The 22186-nt window shown below is 70.9% G+C and carries 17 protein-coding genes, 1 tRNA gene and 1 pseudogene; 10 read left to right on the top strand and 9 right to left on the bottom strand.

Features of this window, described 5'->3' with window-relative positions; genetic code table 11:
* Positions 1–98: 98 nt before the first annotated feature.
* The 4 genes from larE to HLA95_RS10830 form a co-directional block, all read right to left on the bottom strand.
* The gene (gene larE, locus HLA95_RS10845) at positions 99–884 is read right to left on the bottom strand and encodes an ATP-dependent sacrificial sulfur transferase LarE (protein WP_191059898.1); all 786 of its coding nucleotides are present in this window, start codon (positions 882–884) and stop codon (positions 99–101) included.
* Positions 881–2053: a nickel pincer cofactor biosynthesis protein LarC gene (larC, locus tag HLA95_RS10840; RefSeq protein WP_191059905.1), complete on the bottom strand. Its 1173-nt coding sequence runs from the start codon at positions 2051–2053 to the stop codon at positions 881–883. Before larC ends, larE begins: the two co-directional genes overlap by 4 nt.
* Positions 2037–3335, bottom strand: coding sequence for a nickel-dependent lactate racemase family protein (locus HLA95_RS10835; RefSeq protein WP_222183286.1), 1299 nt, complete (start codon positions 3333–3335; stop codon positions 2037–2039). Before HLA95_RS10835 ends, larC begins: the two co-directional genes overlap by 17 nt.
* A gap of 155 nt (positions 3336–3490) precedes the next feature.
* A tRNA-Leu gene (locus HLA95_RS10830) sits at positions 3491–3577 on the bottom strand.
* A 76-nt stretch (positions 3578–3653) separates the two neighbouring features.
* Between HLA95_RS10830 and lipB the strand changes: the two are divergent.
* Both lipB and HLA95_RS10820 read left to right on the top strand, forming a co-directional pair.
* Positions 3654–4403 (top strand): annotated as a pseudogene (lipB, locus tag HLA95_RS10825) (lipoyl(octanoyl) transferase LipB); the annotation flags it as partial.
* Positions 4400–4933 (top strand): pentapeptide repeat-containing protein, encoded by a 534-nt coding sequence (locus HLA95_RS10820; RefSeq protein WP_191061434.1) that lies wholly within the window; start codon positions 4400–4402, stop codon positions 4931–4933. The pseudogene lipB and the gene HLA95_RS10820, both read left to right, overlap by 4 nt.
* A 12-nt stretch (positions 4934–4945) precedes the next feature.
* On the opposite strand, the gene HLA95_RS10815 is transcribed toward HLA95_RS10820, so the two are convergent.
* The 3 genes from HLA95_RS10815 to HLA95_RS10805 form a co-directional block, all read right to left on the bottom strand.
* On the bottom strand, positions 4946–7825 hold the full coding sequence (locus tag HLA95_RS10815; protein ID WP_222183285.1) for a bifunctional diguanylate cyclase/phosphodiesterase: 2880 nt from the start codon (positions 7823–7825) through the stop codon (positions 4946–4948).
* A 147-nt stretch (positions 7826–7972) separates the two neighbouring features.
* Positions 7973–9481, bottom strand: coding sequence for an NAD(P)H-hydrate dehydratase (locus HLA95_RS10810; protein WP_255591788.1), 1509 nt, complete (start codon positions 9479–9481; stop codon positions 7973–7975).
* Positions 9482–9493: 12 nt separating this feature from the next.
* Positions 9494–9910, bottom strand: a complete 417-nt coding sequence (locus HLA95_RS10805) for a tellurite resistance TerB family protein (RefSeq protein WP_191062481.1) — start codon at positions 9908–9910, stop codon at positions 9494–9496.
* 86 nt (positions 9911–9996) lie between these two features.
* On the opposite strand from HLA95_RS10805, the gene HLA95_RS10800 reads away from it, so the two are divergent.
* The 3 genes from HLA95_RS10800 to HLA95_RS10790 all read left to right on the top strand — a co-directional run bounded on the left by HLA95_RS10800 (position 9997) and on the right by HLA95_RS10790 (position 12830).
* Entirely contained in the window at positions 9997–10914 is a 918-nt protein-coding gene (locus HLA95_RS10800; RefSeq protein ID WP_222183284.1) for a pseudouridine-5'-phosphate glycosidase, read from the top strand.
* Positions 10915–11033: 119 nt separating this feature from the next.
* Entirely contained in the window at positions 11034–11708 is a 675-nt protein-coding gene (locus HLA95_RS10795; protein ID WP_222183283.1) for an Hpt domain-containing protein, read from the top strand.
* 240 nt (positions 11709–11948) lie between these two features.
* Complete coding sequence (locus HLA95_RS10790; RefSeq protein WP_223861618.1) at positions 11949–12830, top strand: OmpA family protein; 882 nt, start codon at positions 11949–11951, stop codon at positions 12828–12830.
* A gap of 39 nt (positions 12831–12869) precedes the next feature.
* Here HLA95_RS10790 and HLA95_RS10785 read toward each other — a convergent pair whose 3' ends face one another.
* Positions 12870–14882 carry a CocE/NonD family hydrolase gene (locus tag HLA95_RS10785; protein ID WP_191060764.1) on the bottom strand — a complete coding sequence of 671 codons (2013 nt, stop codon included), beginning with the start codon at positions 14880–14882 and terminating at the stop codon, positions 12870–12872.
* 67 nt (positions 14883–14949) lie between these two features.
* Complete coding sequence (locus tag HLA95_RS10780) at positions 14950–16488, bottom strand: trimethylamine methyltransferase family protein (protein ID WP_222183282.1); 1539 nt, start codon at positions 16486–16488, stop codon at positions 14950–14952.
* A 139-nt stretch (positions 16489–16627) separates the two neighbouring features.
* Here HLA95_RS10780 and tatA point away from each other — a divergent pair, with 139 nt between their 5' ends.
* The 5 genes from tatA (at position 16628) to HLA95_RS10755 (ending at position 22163) form a co-directional block, all read left to right on the top strand.
* Positions 16628–16858 (top strand): twin-arginine translocase TatA/TatE family subunit, encoded by a 231-nt coding sequence (gene tatA, locus HLA95_RS10775; RefSeq protein ID WP_191061072.1) that lies wholly within the window; start codon positions 16628–16630, stop codon positions 16856–16858.
* Between the two features lie 116 nt (positions 16859–16974).
* Complete coding sequence (locus HLA95_RS10770; protein WP_191061071.1) at positions 16975–18003, top strand: ABC transporter substrate-binding protein; 1029 nt, start codon at positions 16975–16977, stop codon at positions 18001–18003.
* 7 nt (positions 18004–18010) lie between these two features.
* On the top strand, positions 18011–20203 hold the full coding sequence (locus HLA95_RS10765) for an ABC transporter permease (RefSeq protein ID WP_191061070.1): 2193 nt from the start codon (positions 18011–18013) through the stop codon (positions 20201–20203).
* Positions 20200–21255, top strand: coding sequence for an ABC transporter ATP-binding protein (locus HLA95_RS29115; protein WP_222183281.1), 1056 nt, complete (start codon positions 20200–20202; stop codon positions 21253–21255). The genes HLA95_RS10765 and HLA95_RS29115 overlap by 4 nt, the downstream gene beginning before the upstream one ends.
* Before the next feature lie 143 nt (positions 21256–21398).
* Positions 21399–22163 (top strand): class II aldolase/adducin family protein, encoded by a 765-nt coding sequence (locus HLA95_RS10755; protein ID WP_191061552.1) that lies wholly within the window; start codon positions 21399–21401, stop codon positions 22161–22163.
* Positions 22164–22186 lie beyond the last annotated feature (23 nt).

Raw genomic sequence — 22186 nt, 5'->3', positions numbered from 1 at the left:
AAAAGGTTACAGGAGGACAGGTGTGGCGGGGCAGGCAGGGTGCAACCGGCGTCGGGCGGGCTGGATCGTTTCCCGAACGGGGACAATCCGCCGACGGTTCAGCGCAGGAACGCCGACCCCTGGCGATAGGGCCTGAGGCCCAGCAACGGCCGACCGGCCGCCCTGGCGAGTTCGGCGGCATGGGCCAGGGCCCGTGCCGTGGGTTCGCCGGCCGGATCGAGCGCGCCCAGCTCGATCAAAGCACCCTCATGGGTGATCCGGCAGCGGATCGTCGTGCCCGCGGGCAGGAGGTCGGCCAGCTCGCGCTCCACCTGGTCGACGAAGGCGAGGTCGCCCGCGTCGATCGCGATCCCGGTCTCGATGCGGCTGGCAAGGCAAGGCTGGGCCGGCAGCTCCGCCAGGTCGTCCAACCCATGCCGGGCGGCGAGCCGGCGGATCCCGGCCTTGGCGATGCCGGCCTCGACGAAGGGATGGACCACGCCATGCTCGGCGGCGGCCGTCAGGCCCGGCCGGTAGTCGGCCAAGTCATCCAGGTTGGCGCCGGATGCGATGGTGCCCGAGGTCAGACCGCGGATCCGGGCATAGAGGTTGGTCTTGCAGAAATAGCAGCGGTTGGCGGGGTTGGCCCGGTAGGCCGGGTCGTCGAACTCCCCGGCACCCACCACCTCGAGCTGCCAGCCATGGCGCGCTGCATGGGTCTCCACCCGGGCGGTCGCCAGCGGCGGCACGGCGGGCGAGACCGCATGGACCATCCGCACCCGCGCCCTGGCGAACCGGTGCGCCAGATAGGCGAGGGTCATGCTGTCGACCCCGCCACTCACCGCGATCGCCAGTTCCTCATGCCGGTCGATCGCACGGAGCAGCTCGGCCTGCGGGTCGCTCATGGCTGGACCTCGCTGGCCGCCTTGCGCCGCCGCCGCTCCGCCAAGCTACCGCCGGACAGGTCGTCGCTCTCGGCCTTGATCGTCACGCTGCCGTCCGGCCGCTCGACCCGCTTGCGCCGGATCCCCTCGAGGCTGTCCTCCTGACGCGGCAGGCAGAGCCGGTCCTCGACATGCCAGCGCAGGCCGATCGTCGAGGTCTCGGTCAGGCAGGCATGGCAGACCGCGTCCAGCGCGTCCGGCCGGACCAGGAGCCGGAAGGATTCCAGCGGCCGGCCCTTCTTGCCGCGCCGGGTCGCGGTCGAGAGGTCGAGCACACCCGGCAGCGCGCGCAGGCGCTCGCAGGCCTGGCCGATCTCCTCGCCGGTCATGTCGTCGATCTCGAAGCTCAGCACCGTCACCTGCTCGGTGCCCGACCCTGTTGTCACCCGGCCCACGGTGGCCCGCAGGATGTTCGGCATCCCCTCCAGCTCGCGGGTGCCGGCCCCGGAGCCCACCGCCTCCAGCCGCAGCACGGCCGGCCGCTTGCCCGGTGCCAGATGACGCAGGATGGCAGCCCCGGTCGGGGTGACCCGCTCGCCGCCGATCCCGTCGTCACGCCACTCGAACCCGGTCAGGATCGCGGCGGTGGCTGGCGCAGGGATCGGCAGCAGGCCATGGCGGGTACGCACCAGGCCGCTGCCCAGCGGTAGGGGCGAGACCGACCAGCTCGCATCGGCCAGTGCCGCCACGATGCTGCCGGCCGCCACCACGTCCACCAGCGAATCCCAATCGCCGATCTCGTGGAAATGGACCTGGTCCACCGCCACGCCGTGGATGGCGGCTTCGGCCTCGGCCAGGACGCGCAGGATCGCCACGGCATGGCCGGCGGTGCCGGATGCCAGCCGCGCCTGCTCGATCCGCCGGACCATGTCCCGGAAATGGCTCTCCTCGTGACTGGCCTCGGCCCCGGCATCACGCAGGCCGAAGCGCCGGCAGCGGACGGCGCCGCTGGTGCCCTCCTCCAGGAAGGGCAGGCCGGCGCCTTCCGGCAGCACCGCCCGGCAGTCCGCCAGGACCCGGTCCTGCAGCTCCGGCAGGGCGTCCAGCAGGGCGGCTGCGAACATGTCGCCGGCAAGGCCGCCCGCCGCGTCCAGGTGGATGTGCCGGCCGCCCTCAGCCGGCCGGGGCATGGACCGGAATCACGTAGGGTCCCTCCGGGATCACCGCGATCGCGCTGTCGCCGTGCCTTGCCATCGCTGCCGCCACCGCGTCATCGAGGGAGGGCACGATCTCCACCCCGGTGATCCGCCGCTCCTCCGGCGTTAGGCCGGTCGTGAACATCTGGATGGTGCCCAGACGCATGGGCTTGAGCTGCATCTCGGTCTGCCACTCGTCGATCTCGGCCAGCGATTTCGCGGTGAGCGTCTGGAGGAACCGCTCCGGCCCGAGCTCGACCAGCCGGGCCTGGGCCTCCATGAACTCGGCCGAACCGAACCCCTCCGAGCACTCGGACGCCATGATCAGCGTGCCGCCCGGCTCCAGGATGTCGATCGGCGTCACCATGCCCTTCACGGTCTGGTAGTAGGTCTTGTCCAGCGGATAGCCGGCCGAGGAGGTCACGATCGTCTTGAACCGGCGCGGGACCTTGACCTGGTTGATGTCCTCGACGAACGCCACCGTCGCCAGGTGGCTCTCGATCACCTCGCCGAAATTGACGAAGGCGAGGTCGCGCTCCTCGTCCAGCACGGTGTTGAGCGCATAGACCGGGCCCAGCTTGCGCACGATGTCGAGCTGCTCCTCGTGGAGCGGGTTGCCCACGAGGTTGCACTGCACCGCGAGCGGGTCCTCCATGAACCGGGCGGAATGGAAAGTGCGGATCGTAGTGTGATGCGCCACGCCCGGTGCCACCACCTTCCGCCCGCCCGACCAGCCGGCCATGAAGTGCGGCTCGACCAGCCCGGTCGCGATCTTCAGGTCGGCCTCGACCAGCCGCCGGTCGATCCGGATCGGCACCCGGCGCTTCTCGGTGAAGCCCAGGTCGACATGCATCGCGTCGTCGCGGGCAAAATGGTTCTCGACCCGGACGTTCTCCAGCACCCAGGGATCGCCCACCAGCTCGGCCAGCTCCTCGCCCTCGTTCGGCCGGTGCAACCCGGTCGCGACCAGGACGGTGATCTGGTCCATGGGCACGCCCGCCGCGTGGATCGTCTCGATCATCGGGCGCAGGAACAGCCGGTTCGGCACCGGGCGGGTGATGTCGCAGATCAGAATGCAGGCGCTGGCCTTGCCGCGGGCCAGCTCGGCGAGCGGCGGGGCACCGACCGGCTGCGCCAGCGCGTCGCGCACGGCCTGGTGCGGATCGGGCAGCTTGGGCATCGCCGCCTTGCGGATGACGTGGGGCTCGGCACCGGGCGGCAGGCGCAGGTTCAGGTGCGAGCGCCCGAACGCGATCTCGATCTTCTGAGCGGTCACCGGCACTCTCCCTGGTTGCTCACCACGTCCCTTAGGCGGCGGACAAAGCGCAACCGCGCCTGGCACTCAAGCCCCAAGCTCCGGCAAGCCCGAAGGCCGGCCAGCTCAGGAAGCGCCTGGCGTCCGCCTGGAATCGTTCATGAGATGGGGAGAGATGGTGCGGTCGAGAAGACTCGAACTTCCACGCCCTTTCGGGCACAGCGCCCTCAACGCTGCGCGTCTACCAATTCCGCCACGACCGCACATCGCTGGGGAAGCCGTAACCTATCGGCTGCCGGCGCCGCGCGGTATAGTCGGTCACGACCGGGGCCGCAAGACACGGCGAGCAGCGAAAACCGGCAGGCCGACGATAACGCGCAAAAGGAGAGGGCCTTGACGCTCGAATGGCGGGTGGCACCCGGGCTGGTGAGCTACCCGGACGCGGTGGCGACGATGGAGGAGCGGGTCCGCGCCATCCGCGAGGATGGGGCGGACGAGCTGGTCTGGCTGGTCGAGCATCCGCCGCTCTATACTGCCGGCACCTCGGCGGCACCGGACGAGCTGCTCGACCCAGCGCGCTTCCCCACCTACCAGACCGGCCGCGGCGGGCGCTGGACCTATCATGGCCCGGGGCAGCGGGTCGCCTATGTGATGCTGGACCTCCAGCGGCGCGGCGTCGACCTGCGTGCCCATGTGGCGCGGCTGGAGGAGTGGGCCATCACGACGCTCGCGCGGTTCGGCGTCCGGGGCGAGCGGCGCGAGGGGCGGGTCGGCATCTGGGTGGCCCATCCGGACGGCCGCGAGGACAAGATCGGGGCGATCGGCGTGCGGGTGCGCCGCTGGGTGACCTATCACGGCATCGCGCTGAACGTGGCCCCGGATCTCGGCCATTTCGGCGGGATCGTGCCCTGTGGGATCGCGGAGCATGGCGTCACCTCACTGGCGGCACTGGGCATTCCGGCCGACTTCGCCGCGGTCGATCGCGCCTTGCGGGACAGCTTCGGGCCGATTTTCGAGCCGGTCGCGATGCCGGCAGCACCACCTGAGCGATTGATAGATGCTCAGTCTGCCACCATGTCCATGACATGAAATCTGCAGCCCTGCTTCTGCTCGCCACCGTCGTGATGCTGCCTGTCGGCGCCGAGGCCGGCTGCGCCGATGCCGCCGGCCCGGGCGTCGAATGGCGCCGCTGCATGCTGGGCGGGGAGGACCTGCGCGGGGTGAGTCTCGCCGGTGCCGATCTGCGCAACGCGCTGTTCAACCGGGCCGATCTGAGCGGCGCCGATTTGAGCGGGGCGCGCGTGGACGGGGCCAAGTTCCTCAGCGCCGAGCTCACGGGCGTGCGCATGGATGGAGCCCAGCTGCGGCGTGCCGACTTCACCAATGCGGTGCTGGACGAGGCGTCGCTGGTGGGGGCTGACCTGCGCAATGCGCGTCTCTACGACGCGAAGCTGCGCCGGGCGGACCTGACCCGCGCCATCATGGACCGGGCCGACCTGCTGCGCGCCGACCTGTCCGGGGCTACCTGGATCGATGGCGTGACCGTCTGCGCGGAGGGCTCGATCGGCCGCTGCGTCGCCGGCTCGGCACCCGCTGCGGAACTCGACGACGGCACCTGAGGAACCGCCCGGCTAGGCCATCCGCCCGCCATTGCGCAGCCATACCAGCGCGTCCGCGGCCGGCATCGGCCGGCCGATCAGGTAGCCCTGCGCCTCGTTGCAGCCCAGTGCGCGCAGGAACTCGAACTGCTGCCGGGTTTCCACGCCCTCGCCGACCACCCGGACCTTCAGGGTCTCGGCCAGCGCCACCACTGCCCGGGCGATCGCCGCGTCGTTGGCATCGGTGGTGACGTCGGCGATGAAGGAGCGGTCGATCTTGAGCGCCCCGATCGGGAAGCGCTTGAGATAGGCCAGCGAGCTGTAGCCGGTGCCGAAATCGTCGACCGTGACCCGCACGCCCAGCTCGGCCAGCTCGCGCAGCCGGTGCACGGTCTCCTCGACATCACGCATGATTGAGCTCTCGGTGAGCTCCAGCTCCAAGAACGGGCCGGGAAAGCCGGTCTCGCCCAGGAGGCGGCGGATCTTGGCTACAAAGTCGCGGGCCTGGAACTGGCGGGCGGAGATGTTCACCGCAATGCGCAGGCCGTGCAGCCCGTCGGCATGCCATTCGCGCATCTGCGCCACCGCCTGGCGCAGCACCCACTCGCCGATCGGCAGGATTAGCCCGGTTTCCTCGGCGATCGGGATGAAGTCCGAGGGCGGCACGAAGCCCAGCTCCGGGCTGTTCCAGCGCAACAGCGCCTCCACCCCGACGATGCGCTCCTCCAGGAGGTCCACCAGCGGCTGGAAATGCAGCGACAGCTCGCCCCGCTCGACCGCCTTGCGCAGCCGGCTTTCCAGCACCAGGCGCTGGTAGGCCTTCGCATTCATGTCGGTCGTGTAGAACTGGTAGCTGTGCGAGGCCTGCTCCTTGGCCCGCGCCAGGGCAGTGCCGGCATTGCGCAGGAGCTGGTCCGGCTCGTCGCCGTCATGCGGGAACAGGGCGATGCCGATCGAGGTCGTCACCGTCGGCTCGTCGCCATTGATCTGGAAGGGGGCCTGCAGGCTGTCCAGGATCTTCTGCGCGACCTTGCCGGCACCCTCCGCACCGTCGGTCGCGAGCGCCAGGACCAGGAACTCGTCGCTGCCGGGCCTGGCCACCGTGTCGGACTTGCGCAGCGAGTTGCCGATCCGCATCGCCACCGCGCGCAGCACCCGGTCGCCCTTGTCCAGGCCCAGGCTCTCGTTGATCAGCTTGAAGCGGTCGAGGTCGACCACCATCACCGCCAGCTCCTGGCGGTTGCGCTTGGCCCGCTCGATCGCCTGCTCCAGCCGGTCGAGGAACAGGAGGCGGTTGGGCAGGCCGGTGAGCGGGTCGGTATAGGCGAGGTTGCGGATGGTGGCGTCGGTCTGCTTGCGCAGGGTCATGTCGCGCACGATCAGGACCCTGCCCGGCAGCTCGCCCGGCAGCCACATGGTCGCGGCCTCCACCGGCACCAGCTCGCCTGCGGCCCGGACCGCGGCACGCTCCTCGAACCGGCCGGGTGCCTCGGCCATGGGCGCCGGCTGCCGCTCCTGCGGCTGGAACAGGCTCGTGACGCTGCGCCCGTGCAGCTCGCTCGCCGGCAGGCCGAAGATCCGCTCGGCAGCGCGGGACGCCCGGCGCACGGTCCCGTCCTCGCCCAGCACCAGCACGCCGTCCGAGACATGTTCCAGGACCAGCGGCAGGAACGGCTCCTCCTCGGCGGCGAAGCCGGGTTGGGGCGGCTCCCCCGTCCGCTCGTCCTGGCCGGCCGGCAGCGGCCGCACCACCAACAGCGCCGCTTCGGGACCCATGGGTGCGGCGAGCAGATGCCAAGCCTGGCCGGAGACCGGCCAGCGGAAGCCGGCTTGGCTCCGGCGGCCCGTGACCAGCGCCTGCTCGATCCGGTCGCGCCACTGCTCGGCCAGTTCCTCGCCCAGTACCTCGTCGAGCGAGCCGCCATCGAGATCGGCCAGCGCCAGCGACAGGGCGTCGTCGCCGCCGGACGCCACCCAGAGCGGCTGCAGCTCGGCATCGACCAGCAGGATGGTCCCGTCCAGCAGCTCGGCCATCAGCCGCGCGTCGGCGGACGGCCCGCCGCCACGGCCCGCGGGCTCGCCGGCATGGTCGAGCCGCAGCGTGCCGACCGCGCGATCCACCGGCAGGCCGGCGGCGGCCGCGGTGCCGCCGCCGGCCCGCAACGGGCGCGCCCGGTCGATCAGGCGGATCTCGCGGCCATCGGCGGTGCGCAGGCGGTAGCAGGTCTCGGTGGCGACCCCGTTCATGAGGTCGAGGTTGCGGCGGCGCAGCCGGGCGCGGTCTTTGGGCACCACCAGCCCGGTGAGTCCGCCGCGCGCCAGGAGCTCAGGCAGGGGATAGCCGGTCAGCCGCTCCACCACGGCATCCGCCCATTCCAGCTTCAGCCCGGCATCGACATCGGCGCGCAACCGGTACAGGCCGCCGCCCATCAGGTCGCCCAGGAGCCGTGCCGCGCCGGGCAGGTCCGGCTCGCCCGGCTCGCCGCGCCCGGCCGGGCGCGCTTCCAGGGTCACCAGGGCATGGCGGCCATCCGCCAGGGGCTCGAGCTGGGCGATGAGCGCGAGCGTGCCGCTGGTCCTGGTCGGCAGGGCCAGCTCGCCCGTCCAGGCCTGGCCCGCCGCCAGCGCGCTCAGCAGTGCGGCGAAGCCGGGCTCGTCCGGCCCGCCGGCGCGCAGGCGGCGCAGGCGCGCCCCGGCCAACTCGTGGTCGGCGAGCCCGGTCAGCAGGCGCAGCGCTCGGTTGGCCCACACGATCACCGGATGCGGCCGCCCCTCGTCCGGGCGGGTCACCAGCAGCATCGCCCGCGCGGTGCCGTCCAGCATGGCCTGCAGGTCGGCGGCCGGCAGGGTCGCGGCCGGCGGATCCGCCCTCGAGCCCCCCGGCAGGCGACCGGCCTCGCTCACTTCGTCCACCCCGCATCCCCCGAGCCCCGGCGGACCGCCACGGCCAGCCTGCGAGAGGCTGGCCAGGCGTCGCCGGCGACCAAGGGCGTAACGCCTGCAACCGTCGGCAACCAGGGGGTGACGGGCCGGGCCGTCCGGTTCGCCGGCACAGCGTGCTCAGTGCAGCGCAAGTCGGCCGGCGATCGTCCTGGGCAGATCCGCCGAGATCATGCCGGGCCCAAGTGCCGCACCGGCCTCGGCGTGCAGCCGGACCGCCGCGGCCGCCGCCTCGAAGGCCGGCATGTGCTGGGCGAGCAGGCCCAGGATCGCCCCGGCCAGCACGTCGCCCGCACCGGCGGTCGCAAGCGCCGGGGCGGCGAGATCGAGGATCGCCATTCGCCCGTCCGGTGCCGCCACGATCGTATCGCCGCCCTTGAGCACCAGCACGGCACCGGAGAGCGCGGCAGCCTGACGCGCTCGCTCGATCCGGGAACCCGTCAGGTCCGGGAACAGCCGGTGGAACTCGCCCTCATGGGGCGTCAGCACGACCTCGCCCTGCGCCGGCAGCCTGCCGGTACAAGGTGCGATCGCGGTGAGCGCGTCGGCATCCAGCACCAGCCGCCGGCCGGACCGGAACAGCCGGTCGATCCGCGCCCGGGTGCGATCGGTGACCCCGGCCGCCGGCCCGATCGCCACCGCGTTGCGCCGCTCATCGGCGAGCAGCCCGTCGAGCGCCGCCTCGTCCGCCACGGGCACGGTGATCAGGTCGGCACTCTCCCCGGCATAGAGCGCCAGTGCGTCCGGGTCGCTGGCAACTGATACTACCCCGGCACCGATGCGCAGGGCGGTCACGGCGGTGAGCCGGGCGGCACCGGTGGCAGAGGCCGGGCCGCCCACCACCACCGCGTGGCCGAACCGGTATTTGTGAGACAGGGCGTCGCGGCGCGGCAGCAGGTGCCGCCAGAGCGAGGGCTGGTTGATCCGGACCGGGCCTGCGACCTGGTCCAGCTCAGCGGCACCGATGCCGATGTCGGCGACCACGACCAGGCCGGCATGGAGGCGGCCCGGCAGCAGGACCAGCCCCGGCTTCTTGCGCACGAAGGTGACGCTGAGTGCTGCACGCAGCGCGCAGCCGCGCATCGCCCCGGTGGCGCCGTCGATGCCCGACGGGATGTCGATCGCGATCACCGGCGCTTCCTGCGCCAGGACATGCTCGATCAACGCGGCGGCGGCGCCGGTCACGTCCCGTGCCAGGCCCGCCCCGAACAGCCCGTCCACCCACAGGCCCGGGTTGCGTTCCAGCGCTGCCTCGACCGGGAGCCACGGCGCCTGCCAGGCGGCGAATGCCAGTGCGGCATCGCCCATCAGCGACGCAGGGTCGACCAGGGAAACGGCCTCGACCGGCCAGCCCGCCTGCCGGAGGAGCCGTGCGACCACCCAGCCATCGCCGCCATTATTGCCGGGGCCGCAAAGGACGATCACGGGACGACGGGCAAAGCGCGCCTGGATCGCGCGCAGCACCGCCGTGCCCGCGCGCTCCATCAGCACGCTGCCGGGCGTGCCGGCGGCGATCGCCAGGCGGTCCAGCCGCGCCACGTCGGCCGGGGCCAGCAGCACGCCGTCGGCCGGGGCCGGGCAGGGGAAGCTCCTGCGGGAGCCGCCGGGGTGCGCGCGTTCGCCGGCCAAGGCCTGCCGCCGTCAGTGGTGGTTGCGATAGCGGGCCGCCGCCGCCCGCTCGATCGCCGCGGCCACCAGGCTGTCCAGTTCCAGCCAGTCGCGCAGGTTCTCCAGCACCTGGAGCTCGTCCTGGCCGGCGACCCCGTCGGCCGCGGCGACGTCGCAGGCCAGCAGGTAGGCGGTCTCGCGCAGCGGCCGGTCCAGCGCCGCCTGGATCTCGGTCACCAGCTCGTTCACCCCGCGCTCCTTCTGCAGGACGAGCGCCACGTGCCGGCCGATTTCGGGGATGCTCTCGCGGTCGAAGTCGCGGAACACCGGCAAGGTCGCGACGAGCCGGCCGATCATGCCGAGCTCGCTGTCGGTCATCTCGCCCTCGGCGGCGGCGATCAGCACCATGGTGGCCACCAGTGCTTTCTGTTGACGAGCGAACGACGACATCGGCATGCCCCTCGAAATCGATCCGGCTCCCCATTCTGGGTAGCCGGCCGCGGCAGATATGCGGATGTCGGGAGAGGCTCGCAACCATGCCGATCGAAGTCGCCGCCGAGATCACCATCGCCCTGCAGAACGGCCGGCCGGTGGTGGCGCTGGAAACCACGCTGGTGAGCCACGGTCTGCCCTGGCCGCACAATCTCGAGACCGCGCTGCGGATGGCCGACGCAGTCCGCTCGGAGGACGCGGTGCCGGCGGTGATCGGCGTGCTGGACGGCACGCTGCGCGTGGGCCTGACCCAGCCCGAACTCGCCCGGTTCGCCAAGGAACAGGGCTTTGCCAAATGCTCCTTGCGCGAGCTGCCGCTGGTGATGGCGAACGGCGGCAACGGTGCCACCACGGTCGCCGCCACGGTGGAGGTCGCGACCCGGGTCGGGATCGGCTGGATGGCGAGCGGCGGGATCGGCGGGGTCCACCAGGGCGTCGAGCAGAGCGACGACGTGTCGGCCGATCTGGATGCGATCCGGCGGTCCCGCGTGGTCGTGGTCTGCTCGGGTGCGAAGATCATCCTGAACCTGCCGCGCACCATGGAGCGGCTGGAAACGCTCGGCATCCCGGTGCTGGGCTGGCAGACCGAGCAGATGCCCGGCTTCTACACCGCCGAGACTGGCCTGCCGGTGGCGCCGGTCTGGGACGAGGGTACGCTGCAGCGCTGGCTGTCCGCCTGGGCGGAGCTCGGCTTCGGCTCCGGGGTGGTGCTGGCCGCCCAGCCGCCGGCGAACTTGGCGCTCAGTGGCGCTGAGGTGGCGCGGCTGGTGGCCGAGGCGCGGGCTTCGGTGCCGGAGGCGGAGCGCAGCGGCAAGGCCGCCACCCCGGCCCTGCTCGCCGCCATGGCCCGGCTGTCCGAGGGGAGGACGGTGGAGCTCAACCGCGAGCTGATCGTTGCCAATGCCGGGCTGGCGGCGCGGCTGGCCAGGCGCTGCGGCATCGCCCGCAGCGCGCGCGGCTAGATCGAGCTCAGGCGAACAAAGCTCAGTTAATTCAATCTGTGCGCGAGTTTCGCGCTTGACCCGTCGCGCTGCCAGCCGCCATCGTCGCCCCCGGTTGGTCGTACGGGTTCCAGTTCAGCATGGACGCATCTACCGAGCCGCGCCGGATCCTCATGACCGGGGTGACGTCGTCGACCCGCCGGCTGGTGCGCCATGTCCTCCAAAGCCTGGGCTACCAGGTGGACGAGGCCGCCGATGGCGTGGCGCCCGGTACGGCCGCCTACCTGCTGGTCATCGCCGGTACCCGTGCCCGCCAGGCCGATACGGGCGGCCTGGCGGTGCCGACCATCCTGGTGGGGGTCGCCGCCGCGCCGCCGGACCGGCCGGAAGTGCGCGCCTGCCTCCTGGAGCCCCTGGAGTTCGGCGCGTTCCTGGCCACGCTGCGCGCGGTGCTGGACGCGGAGCCGGTGCCGGCCCGCCCGGACGGCGACCCGGTCGACCTGGCCCGGCTCCGCGAGTTCGCCGGCGACGACCCGGACCTGTTCGAGGAACTGGCGGTCCTCTACTTCGCCACCGCCCGCAACTACCTGGCCGAGCTGGGCAGGGCTGCGCGCGACGGCGCCGATGCCAGCCGCACCGCCCATTCGCTCAAAGGGGCCTCGGCCAGTTTCGGCGCCAGGGAAGTGGCGGTCCTGGCGCTGGATGCGGAAGCGCACGGCGTCACGCCAGAGCGGGTCCAGGCGCTGGCGACGACGCTCGACCGGGCGGAAGCCTTCATGGACGCGCATCTGGCAGCGTTGCGGCGTCCGGGATGAGCCGCGCGCGGCTCCGCTGCAACACCGTGGGTTTCGCCGTCTCCGCGCAATGGTGGAAAGTCTTGATGCTATCGCCCGCCTGTCCTGTTGTCGCCGGCGCGGCAACCCCCGCGCGGCAACGGTGGCGCCATGCTCCAGCATGACCGGACGTCGCCTGCGGCAAGCAGCGTTTGTCGAACCCGCCGCCGGCAGGGTGGTGACTGGAAGAGGTGCAGGATGCTGAACGGCGCGCGTCTGTTGGTGGCAACGAGCCTGGGCCTGGTCGCCGTGGGCTGCACCCAGGCGCCGGCTCCCCATTTCGGCACGCTCAACCCGGCCGGCCTCGACGACTATTACCTCAAGCAATACGACATCGAGGCGGTGCGCCGGATGGTCCCGCAGGGGCCGGCCTTCAACGACCAGCTCCGGGTGGGCTACCTGGAACTCGCCGACGCCATCGGCGAGCACGACGATGAGGGCGACGAGGACCATTTCCTGCGCAAGGCGGTGGCCTCGGCCAAGGGGCTGGCGCAGGTACCGGACCAGGTCGTGATGCCGGACGGGCTGGACTACCGTGCCGCCGGCACCGATGCCGATGGCGCGCTGGCGACCGGCCGTGCCCGGCTGCTCGACGCCTTCGAGAGGAATGCGCGCAAGCTGGCGCCGCTGGATGCCGCCAGCGCCCAGGTCGCCTGGGACTGCTGGTTCGAGGGTGCGGAGGCCGGGCGGCTCGACCAGGTCGCGGAGTGCCGCAAGCGCTTCGAGGACGCAAGGGACCGGGTCGATGCCGCGCTGGACGGCGACGAGGAGCAGGCCTTCATCGTGTTCTTCGCCTGGGACGACGCCACGATCACCCCGGTCGGCCAGACCGTGCTGGAGGAGGTCGCGGCCGCCTACCGCAGCGGCCAGTCGCCCCGGATCGTGCTGGCCGGCCATGCCGACCGGTCGGGCACCGAGGCCTACAACCTGCAGCTCTCCGAGCGGCGGGCGAAGAACGCGGCCCAGGTCCTGGGCACCATGGGCGTGCCTGCCGAGGCCATGGAGGTCACCTGGTACGGCGAGACCCGGCCGCGCGTCCCGACCGAGGACGGCGTGCGCGAGCCGCAGAACCGCCGGGTCGAGTTCACCCTCCCGGCCGACTGAGCGACGGAATGGCGCCGGCCCCCTGTCCTGGGGCCGGCGTCAGACGCAGCCGCGCGCGTGGCTGGTCGCCCACTCCTTGGTGAACACCAGAAGGTCGCCCTCATAGGCCTCGACCCGGGCGGTCAGGTGGAAATGGGTCCGGTCGGCCTGCATGCTGGCAAAGCTCTCGGTGCGCACCTGCCAGTCGCCGCGCCGGGAGGTCTCGGTCCAGTGCGTGCGCATCCGGGCGGAGAGCGGGTCGTCGGGATGGATCTCGTACCATTCCCGGCCGATGCTGCCGGTGACCAGCCCGTGCGCCACGATCTCGAACTCACCGAAATCGTCCACGATCTCCAGCCGCTGGATGCCGGTGGCGGCATCGATCGTGGTCACGCGGCGGTTGGTGGCCGGGCGATGGACGATCTCCTCCAGCGGTGCGGCCGCCTCCGGCTCGGCGAAGGAGGGTGCCGGGTCGTGGGCGCGCGGCGGCCGGACCGGCAGGAGCAGGCGGCACTCCTCGAGCGCCAGCGTGACGGTGGCGTTCTCGGGTGACGGCCAGATCAGCGGCCAGTAGGCGGTCGAGACCGCGAGCCGCAGCCGGTGCCCGGCCGGGAAGCGATAGCCGACCTCGTCCAGCTCGATCCGGGCCCGGTAGCGCTGACCGGGCACCAGCTTCTCCGGGTGCTCGTGGCTCGTGTGGTGGCAGAGGTTGAGCACGCCATAGGTCACCCGGGCCGACGCCCCGTTCGGCGCGACGTCGCATAAGCGCACGGCGAGGTTGGCCTGCGGCCGGTCGGCCTGGAAGGTGATCTCCAGCACCGGCCCGCCCAGGATGGTGAGGTCGTCCTGGAGGACCTGGCCGTCGAACAGGAGCGAGCCGCCATCCTCGATGCGCTGGTCGCCGGGCAGTTCCGGACCCAGCCAGATCGGGCAGTATTCCCCGGCCGCCTGGCCCACGGTCTGGGGTGAGCAGATCGACACGGGCTCGGCCGGCTCCGGTGCCTCGCTCAGCCGACCCCGGCCCAGATGGAGGGGCACGGTCGTGATCCCCGGCGAGGGCCATGCCGCCTCCGCCACCCAGCGCCCCGGACGATGCTCGTACTGGGTGGCAGGCGGTACGCTGTCCATCAGATAGGCCCGCAGCGCCGGTGCCTGGTCGGCGCCGTTGTCCAAATCCTTCAGGTAGCGGTCGTAGAAGCGCACGGCCTCCTGGAGGAAGCCGATCCGCGGGCCCGGTACGGCGAAATGCGGGTATTTGTGCACCCACGGCCCGATGATCGCCTGCCTGGGGGCCGTCAGGTGGGTCAGCATGCGCGGCACCGGGTCGTGGTAGCTGTCCGCCCAGGCGCCCACCAGCATGACCGCCACCCGGATCCGGCCGTAGTCCTCGCAGATCGAGCCGTGCTTCCAGAACGCGTCGCGGGTCAGGTGCTCCATCCAGACCGACGCCAGGTGCGGCTCCCGTTCCAGCCGCTCCAGCCACTGCGCACGCCACTTATCGCCCACGATGAGCGGATCGCCTGGCCGCGAGCTGTAGGCCAGCATGGTCGACGACCAGCCGAGCTGCTCGCAGAGCAGGCAGCCGCCCTTGTAGTGGATGTCATCGGCATAGCGGTCGTCGGTGGAGCAGAGCGAGATCACCGCATCCAGCCCCTCCGGCTGGCGCCAGGCGACCTGCAGCCCGTTGAACCCGCCCCAGGAAATCCCGATCATCCCGACCCGGCCGGTGCACCAGGGCTGCCGGCGGAGCCAGGCGATCACCTCCAGCGCGTCGTCCTGCTCCTGGGGCAGGTATTCGCCCTCCATGATCCCGTCGCTGTCGCCATTGCCGCGCATGTCCACCCGCAGGCAGGCATAGCCGTGCCCGGCCAGATAGGGGTGGGTGAGGGCATCGCGATGCACCGTCCCGTCGCGCTTGCGGTAGGGCAGATATTCCAGGATCGCCGGCACCGGTGCCGCCACCGCGTCCTTCGGCAGCCAGACCCGGGCCGCCAGCCTGGCGCCATCGGACAGCGGGATGAAGATGTTCTCCCACTCCTCGACCTCGCGGGCAAACGCGTCCACCCGGCGCATGGCATCCTCCTGGCTGCGGGTCCGTGCGCGCGCGTTCTAGCGGGTTTGCCGAAATGCCGGCAGGGCTTCAGGCCGGGCGCAGCACGCCCTTGGCGATCTCGGCCTTGCGGCGCTGGACGAACTCATCGAGCGCCTCGGCGATGCCCTGGTCCAGGGGCGGCGGCTCGAAGCCCGCCAGGCGCTCCTGCCAGATCCGGGTGGCGCGTGCGGCGGCATCCGGGGCGCCCGCGGCACTCCACTGCTGGAAGTTGCGCCAGTCGGACAGGATCGGCAGGTAGAAGGCGCGCTGGTAGCGGGCCATGGTGGTTTCCGTGCCGAAGAAATGGCCGCCTGCCGGCGTTTCCAGGATGGCGGCCAGTGCCGCCTCGACATCCTCCTCCTCGGCACCCGCGGCGATCTCGGCGATGCCCTGGACCAGCTCGCAGTCCAGCACGATCTTCTCGAACGAGGCGACCAGCCCGCCCTCCATCCAGCCGACCGCGTGGTAGACCATGTTGGCCCCGCCCATGACCGCGGCGAACAGGGAGAACAGCGATTCGTAGGCCGCCTGGGCATCGAGCGCCACCGAGGCCGAGGCGTTGGAGGCACGGTAGGGCAGGCCGACATGGCGGGCGAGCTGGCCGGCGATCAGCGTCGCCTTGACGTTCTCGGGCGTGCCGAACGCCGGGGCGCCGCTCTTCAGGTCGACGTTGGAGGTGAAGGCGCCATAGGCCATGGGTGCGCCCTTGCGGGTGAGCTGGACCAAAGTGAGCCCTGCCAGCGCCTCGGCATGCTGCTGGATCAGTGCTGCGGTCAGGCTGACCGGCGCCATCGCCCCCATCAGGGTGAAGGGGGTCACCACCACCGGATGGGCCAGCTCGGCCATCGCCATCAGCCCGTCGCACATCGGCCCGTCGAAGCGCCTGGGGCTGTTGGCGTTGATCACCGTGCTGCAGCCGGGTGCTGTCATCGCCTCGTCCAGGCTGAGCCCGCGGGCGATCGCCGCCATCGCTACCGAATCCCTGGCCCGTTCCGCGCCGATGGCGCTGCAGCCCCAGGGCTTGTCGCCCTCCTGGATGTTGGCGAGGCAGGCATCCAGGTGCCGGCTCTCGGCCGGCAGCTCGGTGGGTGGTACCGGCTGGTTGCCCAGATAGTTGACGATCGGGAAGCTCTGGGCGAGCCGCACCAGCAGCCGGTAGTCGGCGAGGTTGCCGGGCCGGCGCCCGTGGATCCGGTCCTCCACCGTGGGCGGGCCGGAGACCAGGCCGAACGCCACCGCGTTCTCGCCGATCACCAGGTCGCGCTCGGGGTTGCGCCCGTGCAGGCGGTAGCTGGAGGGTGCCGTCGCCAGGGCGTCGGCCACCAGCTCGCGCGGGATGCGCACGACCGCACTGGCCTCGTCGACCATGGCGCGTGCCACCCGCCACCGGCTGCGCGCGGCCGGGCTCAGGAACTCGATCCCCGCATCCTCGAGCAGCCGCAGCGCCGCCTCGTGCACGGCCGAGACCCTCTCGCCGCTCCAGGGCTCGATCGGCGGCAGGATGCGGCGGAGCTGGCCCGCCGTCCCGGCGGCCACATGCCCCTGGCGCGGCTCCCTGGTGCGCCCCCGGCGTCCCGTCCGCTCCATCGCCCCGCTCCCTTGCAAGGATGCCGAACCACATTGGCCCGACCCTAGCGCGGCAGTGGCGGTGGCGAACAGGATCAGTCTTGGCTCCGCCCTCGGCCCGGCCATATAGGGGGCAGCGATAGAGCGGGGAGAGTGGGCCTTGAGCCTGGGTATCTGGGAAATGCTGGCGCTGCTGGTGGTCGTCGTGCTGATCTTCGGCGCCGGCAAGCTGCCCAAGGTGGCGGGTGACGTCGCCCAGGGGATCAAGGCGTTCAAGCGCAACATGAAGGACGAGGACGAGCCGGTGGCCCCGGCCCATCCGCCGGCCAAGGACCCGGTGCTGCTCACCGCCGAGAAGGTAGCCGCCGACCGGGACCGGCCACAGGTTTGAATCCCTAGGCTGGCGCGCTCCGGCTTGACGGAAGCGGCTCGTCACGAAACTGTCATGTCCAGCACTGGAACGTGACGGGCCGGCCGGCAGAACCGGGCCCGGGGGAGGCTCGGGAAATGCGTAGCGCTTTGTTGACCGCCAGCTGTGCCGCAGCACTTTGCGGCGCCTGGGCGTTGCCGGCCGGGGCTGCCGGCAAGCTCACCCTCTACTGCGTCGTCGACGAGGCCTGGTGCCAGCTCATGACGACGGAGTTCGAGAAGGAGACCGGGATCTCCGTGGCGATGACCCGCAAGAGTTCCGGCGAGACCTATGCGCAGGTCAAGAGCGAGGCGGACAATCCCAAGGGCGACGTGTGGTGGGGCGGCACCGGTGATCCGCACCTCCAGGCCGCCGAGGAGGGGCTGACCGAGGTCTACGAATCCCCGGCCAATGCCGACCTGCAGGACTGGGCGCTCGCCCAGTACCAGGCATCGGGCGGGCGGACGGTCGGCATCTATGCCGGTGCCTTGGGCTTCGGCTACAACACCGAGCTGCTCGCCCGGAAGGGGCTGGAGCCGCCCAAGTGCTGGGCCGACCTGATCAAGCCCGAGTACAAGGGTGAGATCCAGATGGCCAACCCGAACAGTTCGGGCACGGCCTATACGGCGCTGGCCACCTTCGTGCAGCTGATGGGCGAGGAGGAGGGCTTCGACTATCTCAAGGCCCTGCACGCCAACATCAACCAGTACACCAAGTCCGGCTCCGCGCCGATCAAGGCGGCAGCCCAGGGCGAGACCATGGTCGGCATCGTGTTCCAGCACGATGCGGTGACCATGAAGGCCACGGGCGCGCCGATCGAGGTGGTCAGCCCCTGCGAGGGTACCGGCTACGAGATCGGCTCGATGAGCATCATCGCCGGTGCCCGCAACATCGAGGAGGCGGAGCAGTTCTACGACTTCGCGCTCCGGCCGGACGTGCAGGAGAAGGCCCGCCTGGCGAAGTCCTACCAGGTACCGTCCAACAAGAACGCCGAGCCACCCCCGGAGAGCCCGAAACTGTCCGACATCAAGCTGATCGACTACGACTTCGCCAAATACGGCAGCTCGGAGGAACGCAGCAGGCTCCTCAAGCGGTGGGACGACGAAGTCTCGGCACTGCCGCGCTGACGATTCCATGCAGCCGCATCACGATCGAACCCTCGTCGCCTGGCTTCTGGTCGGCTGGTGCGGCTTCCTCCTGCTGCCCTGGTATGCCCAGGACGACGGCTTCTTCTCGCTTGCCTGGCTGAACGCCGGGCTGTTCACCGACCGGGACTACGCATCCGGTCTGGCCCAGGGTCTGTGGCTCGGCCGGGCCTGGCTCCTGCCGCTGCTGGTCCCGCTGCTCCTGCCGCTGCTGGCGCTGCGGCAGGGGGTGGACCCGGCGCGCCGGGCCAATCTGCTGGTGCTGGCGGGCCTGCTCGGGATCGCCTGGCTGGCGATCCAGGGTCTCGCGGTCAACCATCGCGGCCCCGCCGACTGGCTGGCCCCGTTCGTGCCGGACCGTTCCCGCCAGTACGGGATGGGGGCAGGGGCGGTGCTGGTGGCGCTGGCCTTCCTCTTCACCCTGACCAACGGGCTGGCGGGGCGCGGCCTGGTCAAGGGCGACCGGTTCGTGGCCGGTTCGATCGGCCTGGTGGTCGCCGTGGTCGGCCTGTTCGTGTTCGTGCCGGTGGGCATGATCCTGGCCCGCGCCTTCGTGCCGGACCAGTTCGCCGGCCAGTTCTTCGACGCCCGGATCTGGGGGCTGGCCTGCACCTATTCGACCGTGCGCTGCGGGGTCGCGTGGAACTCGCTGCTGCTGGCGGTCCTGACCGGCCTGTCCACGACGCTCTTGGGCCTGGCCTTCGCCCTGATCGCGACCCGCACGCCGTTCCCGTTCAAGCGCTCGCTCCGGGTGCTGACGGTGCTGCCCATCATCACCCCGCCCTTCGTGATCGGCCTCGCCATCATTCTCCTGTTCGGCCGTAACGGCACGGTGACCCAGTTCGTGGCCACCATGTTCGGCATCGAGCCCGGGCGCTGGATCTATGGCCTGCCCGGCGTCTGGTTCGCCCAGACGCTGGCGTTTACTCCCATCGCCTTCCTGGTGCTGATCGGCGTGGTCGAGGGGGTGAGCCCGTCCATGGAGGAGGCCGCGCAGACCCTGCGCGCCGATGGCTGGACCACGTTCAAGACGGTGTCGCTGCCGCTGATGCGCCCGGGCTTGGCCAACGCCTTCCTGCTGGGCTTCATCGAGAGCCTGGCCGATTTCGGCAACCCGCTGGTGCTCAGCGGCGACTTTGACGTGCTCGCTACCGAGATCTTCTTCGCCATGGTGGGCGCCCAGCACGAGCCGTCGCGCGCCGCGATGATGGCGCTGATCCTGCTGGCCTTCACGCTCCTGGCCTTCTGGGCGCAGCAGCGCTGGCTGGGCCGGCGCAACTACACGACCGTTACCGGCAAGGGTGATTCCGGCGTCCCGCTCCAGCTGGTCCCGGGCCTGCGCTACACCCTTTATGCGGTGACGATCCCGTGGGCGGTGCTCACCGTGGCACTCTACGCGCTGATCCTGCTGGGCGGACTGGTCGAGTTCTGGGGGCGTGACTACACGCCGACCTTGCGCCACATAATCGCCGCGTTCGGCGTCACGACGGGCGAGCATGGCATCGTCTGGTCCGGCACCGCCTGGAACAGTTTCACCACCACGATCGCGATCGCCCTGATCGCAGCCGTGCCCACCGCCGCCATCGGCCTGCTCACCGCCTGGCTGCTGGTCCGCCAGGAGTTCGGCTTCAAGCGGGCCTTCGAGTTCGGCACCATGCTGAGCTTCGCGATTCCCGGCACCGTCATCGGCATCGCCTACATCCTGGCCTTCAACGTGCCGCCCATCGAGATCACCGGCACCGGCATCATCCTGGTGATCTCGTTCGTGTTCCGGAACATGCCGGTGGGGGTACGCGCCGGGATCGCGTCGATGAGCCAGCTCGACAAGAGCCTGGACGAGGCGTCGCTGACGCTGCGCGCATCCAGCTTCACCACCATGCGCCGGATCGTCCTGCCGCTGCTCCGCCCGGCCATCCTGGCAGCATTGGTCTACAGCTTCGTGCGCGCCATGACCGCGATCAGTGCGGTCGTGTTCCTCGTTTCCGCCAATTACGAAATGGCCACCACCTACATCCTGGGCCGGGTCGAGAACGGCGAGTACGGCATCGCCGTGGCCTACAGCTCGGTCCTGATCCTGGTCATGCTGGTGGTGATCGGCATCTTCCAGCTGCTGGTCGGCCAGCGGCGGCTCGGCCGCCGCACCGCCGTGCCGGTGGCGGCACCCGTGGGAGCAGCTTCGTGAGCGTCGCCAGCGTCCGGTTCGAGAACGTCACCAAGGCCTATGGCAAGGTGGTCGCCGTGCGCGACATCAGCTTCGCGGTGGAGGCCGGCACGCTCGTGACCCTGCTGGGGCCATCTGGCTGCGGCAAGACCACGACGCTGCGCATGATCGCCGGCCTGGAGCTGGCCACCGGGGGGCGGATCTTCATCGAGGGCCAGGACGTCACCCACCTGCCGGCGACGGCCCGCGACGTCGCCATGGTGTTCCAGTCCTATGCCCTGTTCCCGCACATGACCGTGGTGGAGAATGTCGGCTACGGCCTGTCCGTGACGCGGCGGCCCAAGGCGGAGGTGCGCGAGCGCGCCGAGGCGGCACTCGCCACGGTGGGTCTCGCCGGCTATGGCGAGCGGCTGCCGGCCGAGCTGTCCGGCGGCCAGCAGCAGCGCGTCGCGGTGGCGCGCGCCATCGTGCTGGAGCCCCAGGTGCTCCTGTTCGACGAGCCCTTGTCCAACCTGGACACCAAGCTGCGCCGCAAGGTCCGAGAAGAGCTGCGCGACCTGCAGCAGCGCCTGGGCATCACCTCGATCTATGTCACTCATGACCAGGAGGAGGCGCTGGCCGTCTCCGACCGGATCATCGTCATGAACCAGGCGGTGATCGCCCAGACCGGCACGCCGCGCGAACTGTACGAGGAGCCGGCCTCGCGCTTCGTCGCCGACTTCATCGGCGACGCCAACCTCCTGCCCGCGGAGATCGCCCGGGTCGAGGGGGGGCGGGCGACGGTGCGGGTCGGGACCTCGACGCTGGAGCTGCCGGGCCGCGCCCTGCAGCCGGGTGCCGCCACGCTCGCGGTGCGCCCGCACGCGATCCGGGTCCATCCGCAGCCGGTCGAGGCCGCCAACCGGATGAGCGTCAGCCACGCGATCTATCTGGGCAGCCATCTGGAATACGAGCTGGACGGGCCGGTGGGACACCTGTTCGCGACAGTGCCGGCCGGCGGAGCGATGATCCCCCAGGGTGCCGAGGCCTGGGTGACCTTCGACGAGCGCTCGGTGGCGCTGGTGCCGGGCTGAGGGCGGCAGCGTCGCCGGATCGTCAAGCTTGGCTTGTAGGGAGACAATGTCGCCTTGACGATGGCGCCTGTCCGCATCGCAATTGATCGGGCTTCCAAATCCCGTAAGGTCACTCGGAACGATCCAACGAGGAGGAGGCGCTGGTGCCGGCCGAAAACCGCAAGGTCGCGCAGCTCGGTGACGCGGCGGACGTCCGCAGGCACCGCATTGAGCTGGCGGCAGCACTCCGGCTCGCCGCGAAGTTCGGCTTCAACGAGGCGATCGACAATCACTTCAGCTTCGCGCTGGACGACGACCGCTTCCTGATCAACGGCTACGGCAAGCACTGGTCGATGCTGACCGCCGCCGACGTGCTGCTGATCGACGGCGACGGCAAGGTGCTGGACGGGGAAGGGGTGGTGGAGGCCACCGCCTTCCACATCCACCGCGCCGTGCACCGCCGCTATGCCCATGCCCGGGCGGTGATGCACACCCACATGCCCTATACGACCGCGATCGCCTGCTGCGAGGGCGGCCGGCTTTTGCCGATCAGCCAGACCTACTGCCTGTTCCACGACCGGATCGGCTACGACGAGAACTATAACGGCATGGGCAACCATGCCCAGGAAGGTGATCGGATCGCCTCGGTCATGGCCGGCCGGCCGGTGGCACTGCTCGCCAGCCACGGGCCGATCGTAACCGGCACCTCCATCGGCCAGGCCTTCTCCTGGCTCTACTACCTGGAGCGGGCCGCCGAACTGCAGGTCCTGGCCGAGGGCCGCAACCAGAAGCTGAAGATTCTGTCCGACGAGGTCGTCCAGGCGACCCAGGCCGCCTGGGACGGCGACGCCGGCCATCACGACCGGCATTTCGCTGCCCTGATGGCGATGCTGGACAAGGAGCAGCCGGAGTATCGCGAACTGCGCTAACACCAGCCGTCCACCATATTGCG

This window comes from Geminicoccus harenae (assembly GCF_019800005.1).
GTDB classification, from domain to species: domain Bacteria; phylum Pseudomonadota; class Alphaproteobacteria; order Geminicoccales; family Geminicoccaceae; genus Geminicoccus; species Geminicoccus harenae.
Note: the sequence above shows the minus strand (reverse complement) of the source record. Positions and strands in the feature narration are given on the sequence as shown.

Excerpts from the sequence above, each read along its gene's own strand:
- larE (WP_191059898.1), bottom strand. The coding sequence starts at position 884 with ATGAGCGACCCGCAGGCCGAGCTGCTCCGTGCGATCGACCGGCATGAG.
- larC (WP_191059905.1), bottom strand. The coding sequence starts at position 2,053 with ATGCCCCGGCCGGCTGAGGGCGGCCGGCACATCCACCTGGACGCGGCG.
- HLA95_RS10820 (WP_191061434.1), top strand. The coding sequence starts at position 4,400 with ATGAAATCTGCAGCCCTGCTTCTGCTCGCCACCGTCGTGATGCTGCCT.
- HLA95_RS10805 (WP_191062481.1), bottom strand. The coding sequence starts at position 9,910 with ATGTCGTCGTTCGCTCGTCAACAGAAAGCACTGGTGGCCACCATGGTG.
- HLA95_RS10800 (WP_222183284.1), top strand. The coding sequence starts at position 9,997 with ATGCCGATCGAAGTCGCCGCCGAGATCACCATCGCCCTGCAGAACGGC.
- HLA95_RS10795 (WP_222183283.1), top strand. The coding sequence starts at position 11,034 with ATGGACGCATCTACCGAGCCGCGCCGGATCCTCATGACCGGGGTGACG.
- HLA95_RS10785 (WP_191060764.1), bottom strand. The coding sequence starts at position 14,882 with ATGCGCCGGGTGGACGCGTTTGCCCGCGAGGTCGAGGAGTGGGAGAAC.
- HLA95_RS10780 (WP_222183282.1), bottom strand. The coding sequence starts at position 16,488 with ATGGAGCGGACGGGACGCCGGGGGCGCACCAGGGAGCCGCGCCAGGGG.
- HLA95_RS10770 (WP_191061071.1), top strand. The coding sequence starts at position 16,975 with ATGCGTAGCGCTTTGTTGACCGCCAGCTGTGCCGCAGCACTTTGCGGC.
- HLA95_RS10765 (WP_191061070.1), top strand. The coding sequence starts at position 18,011 with ATGCAGCCGCATCACGATCGAACCCTCGTCGCCTGGCTTCTGGTCGGC.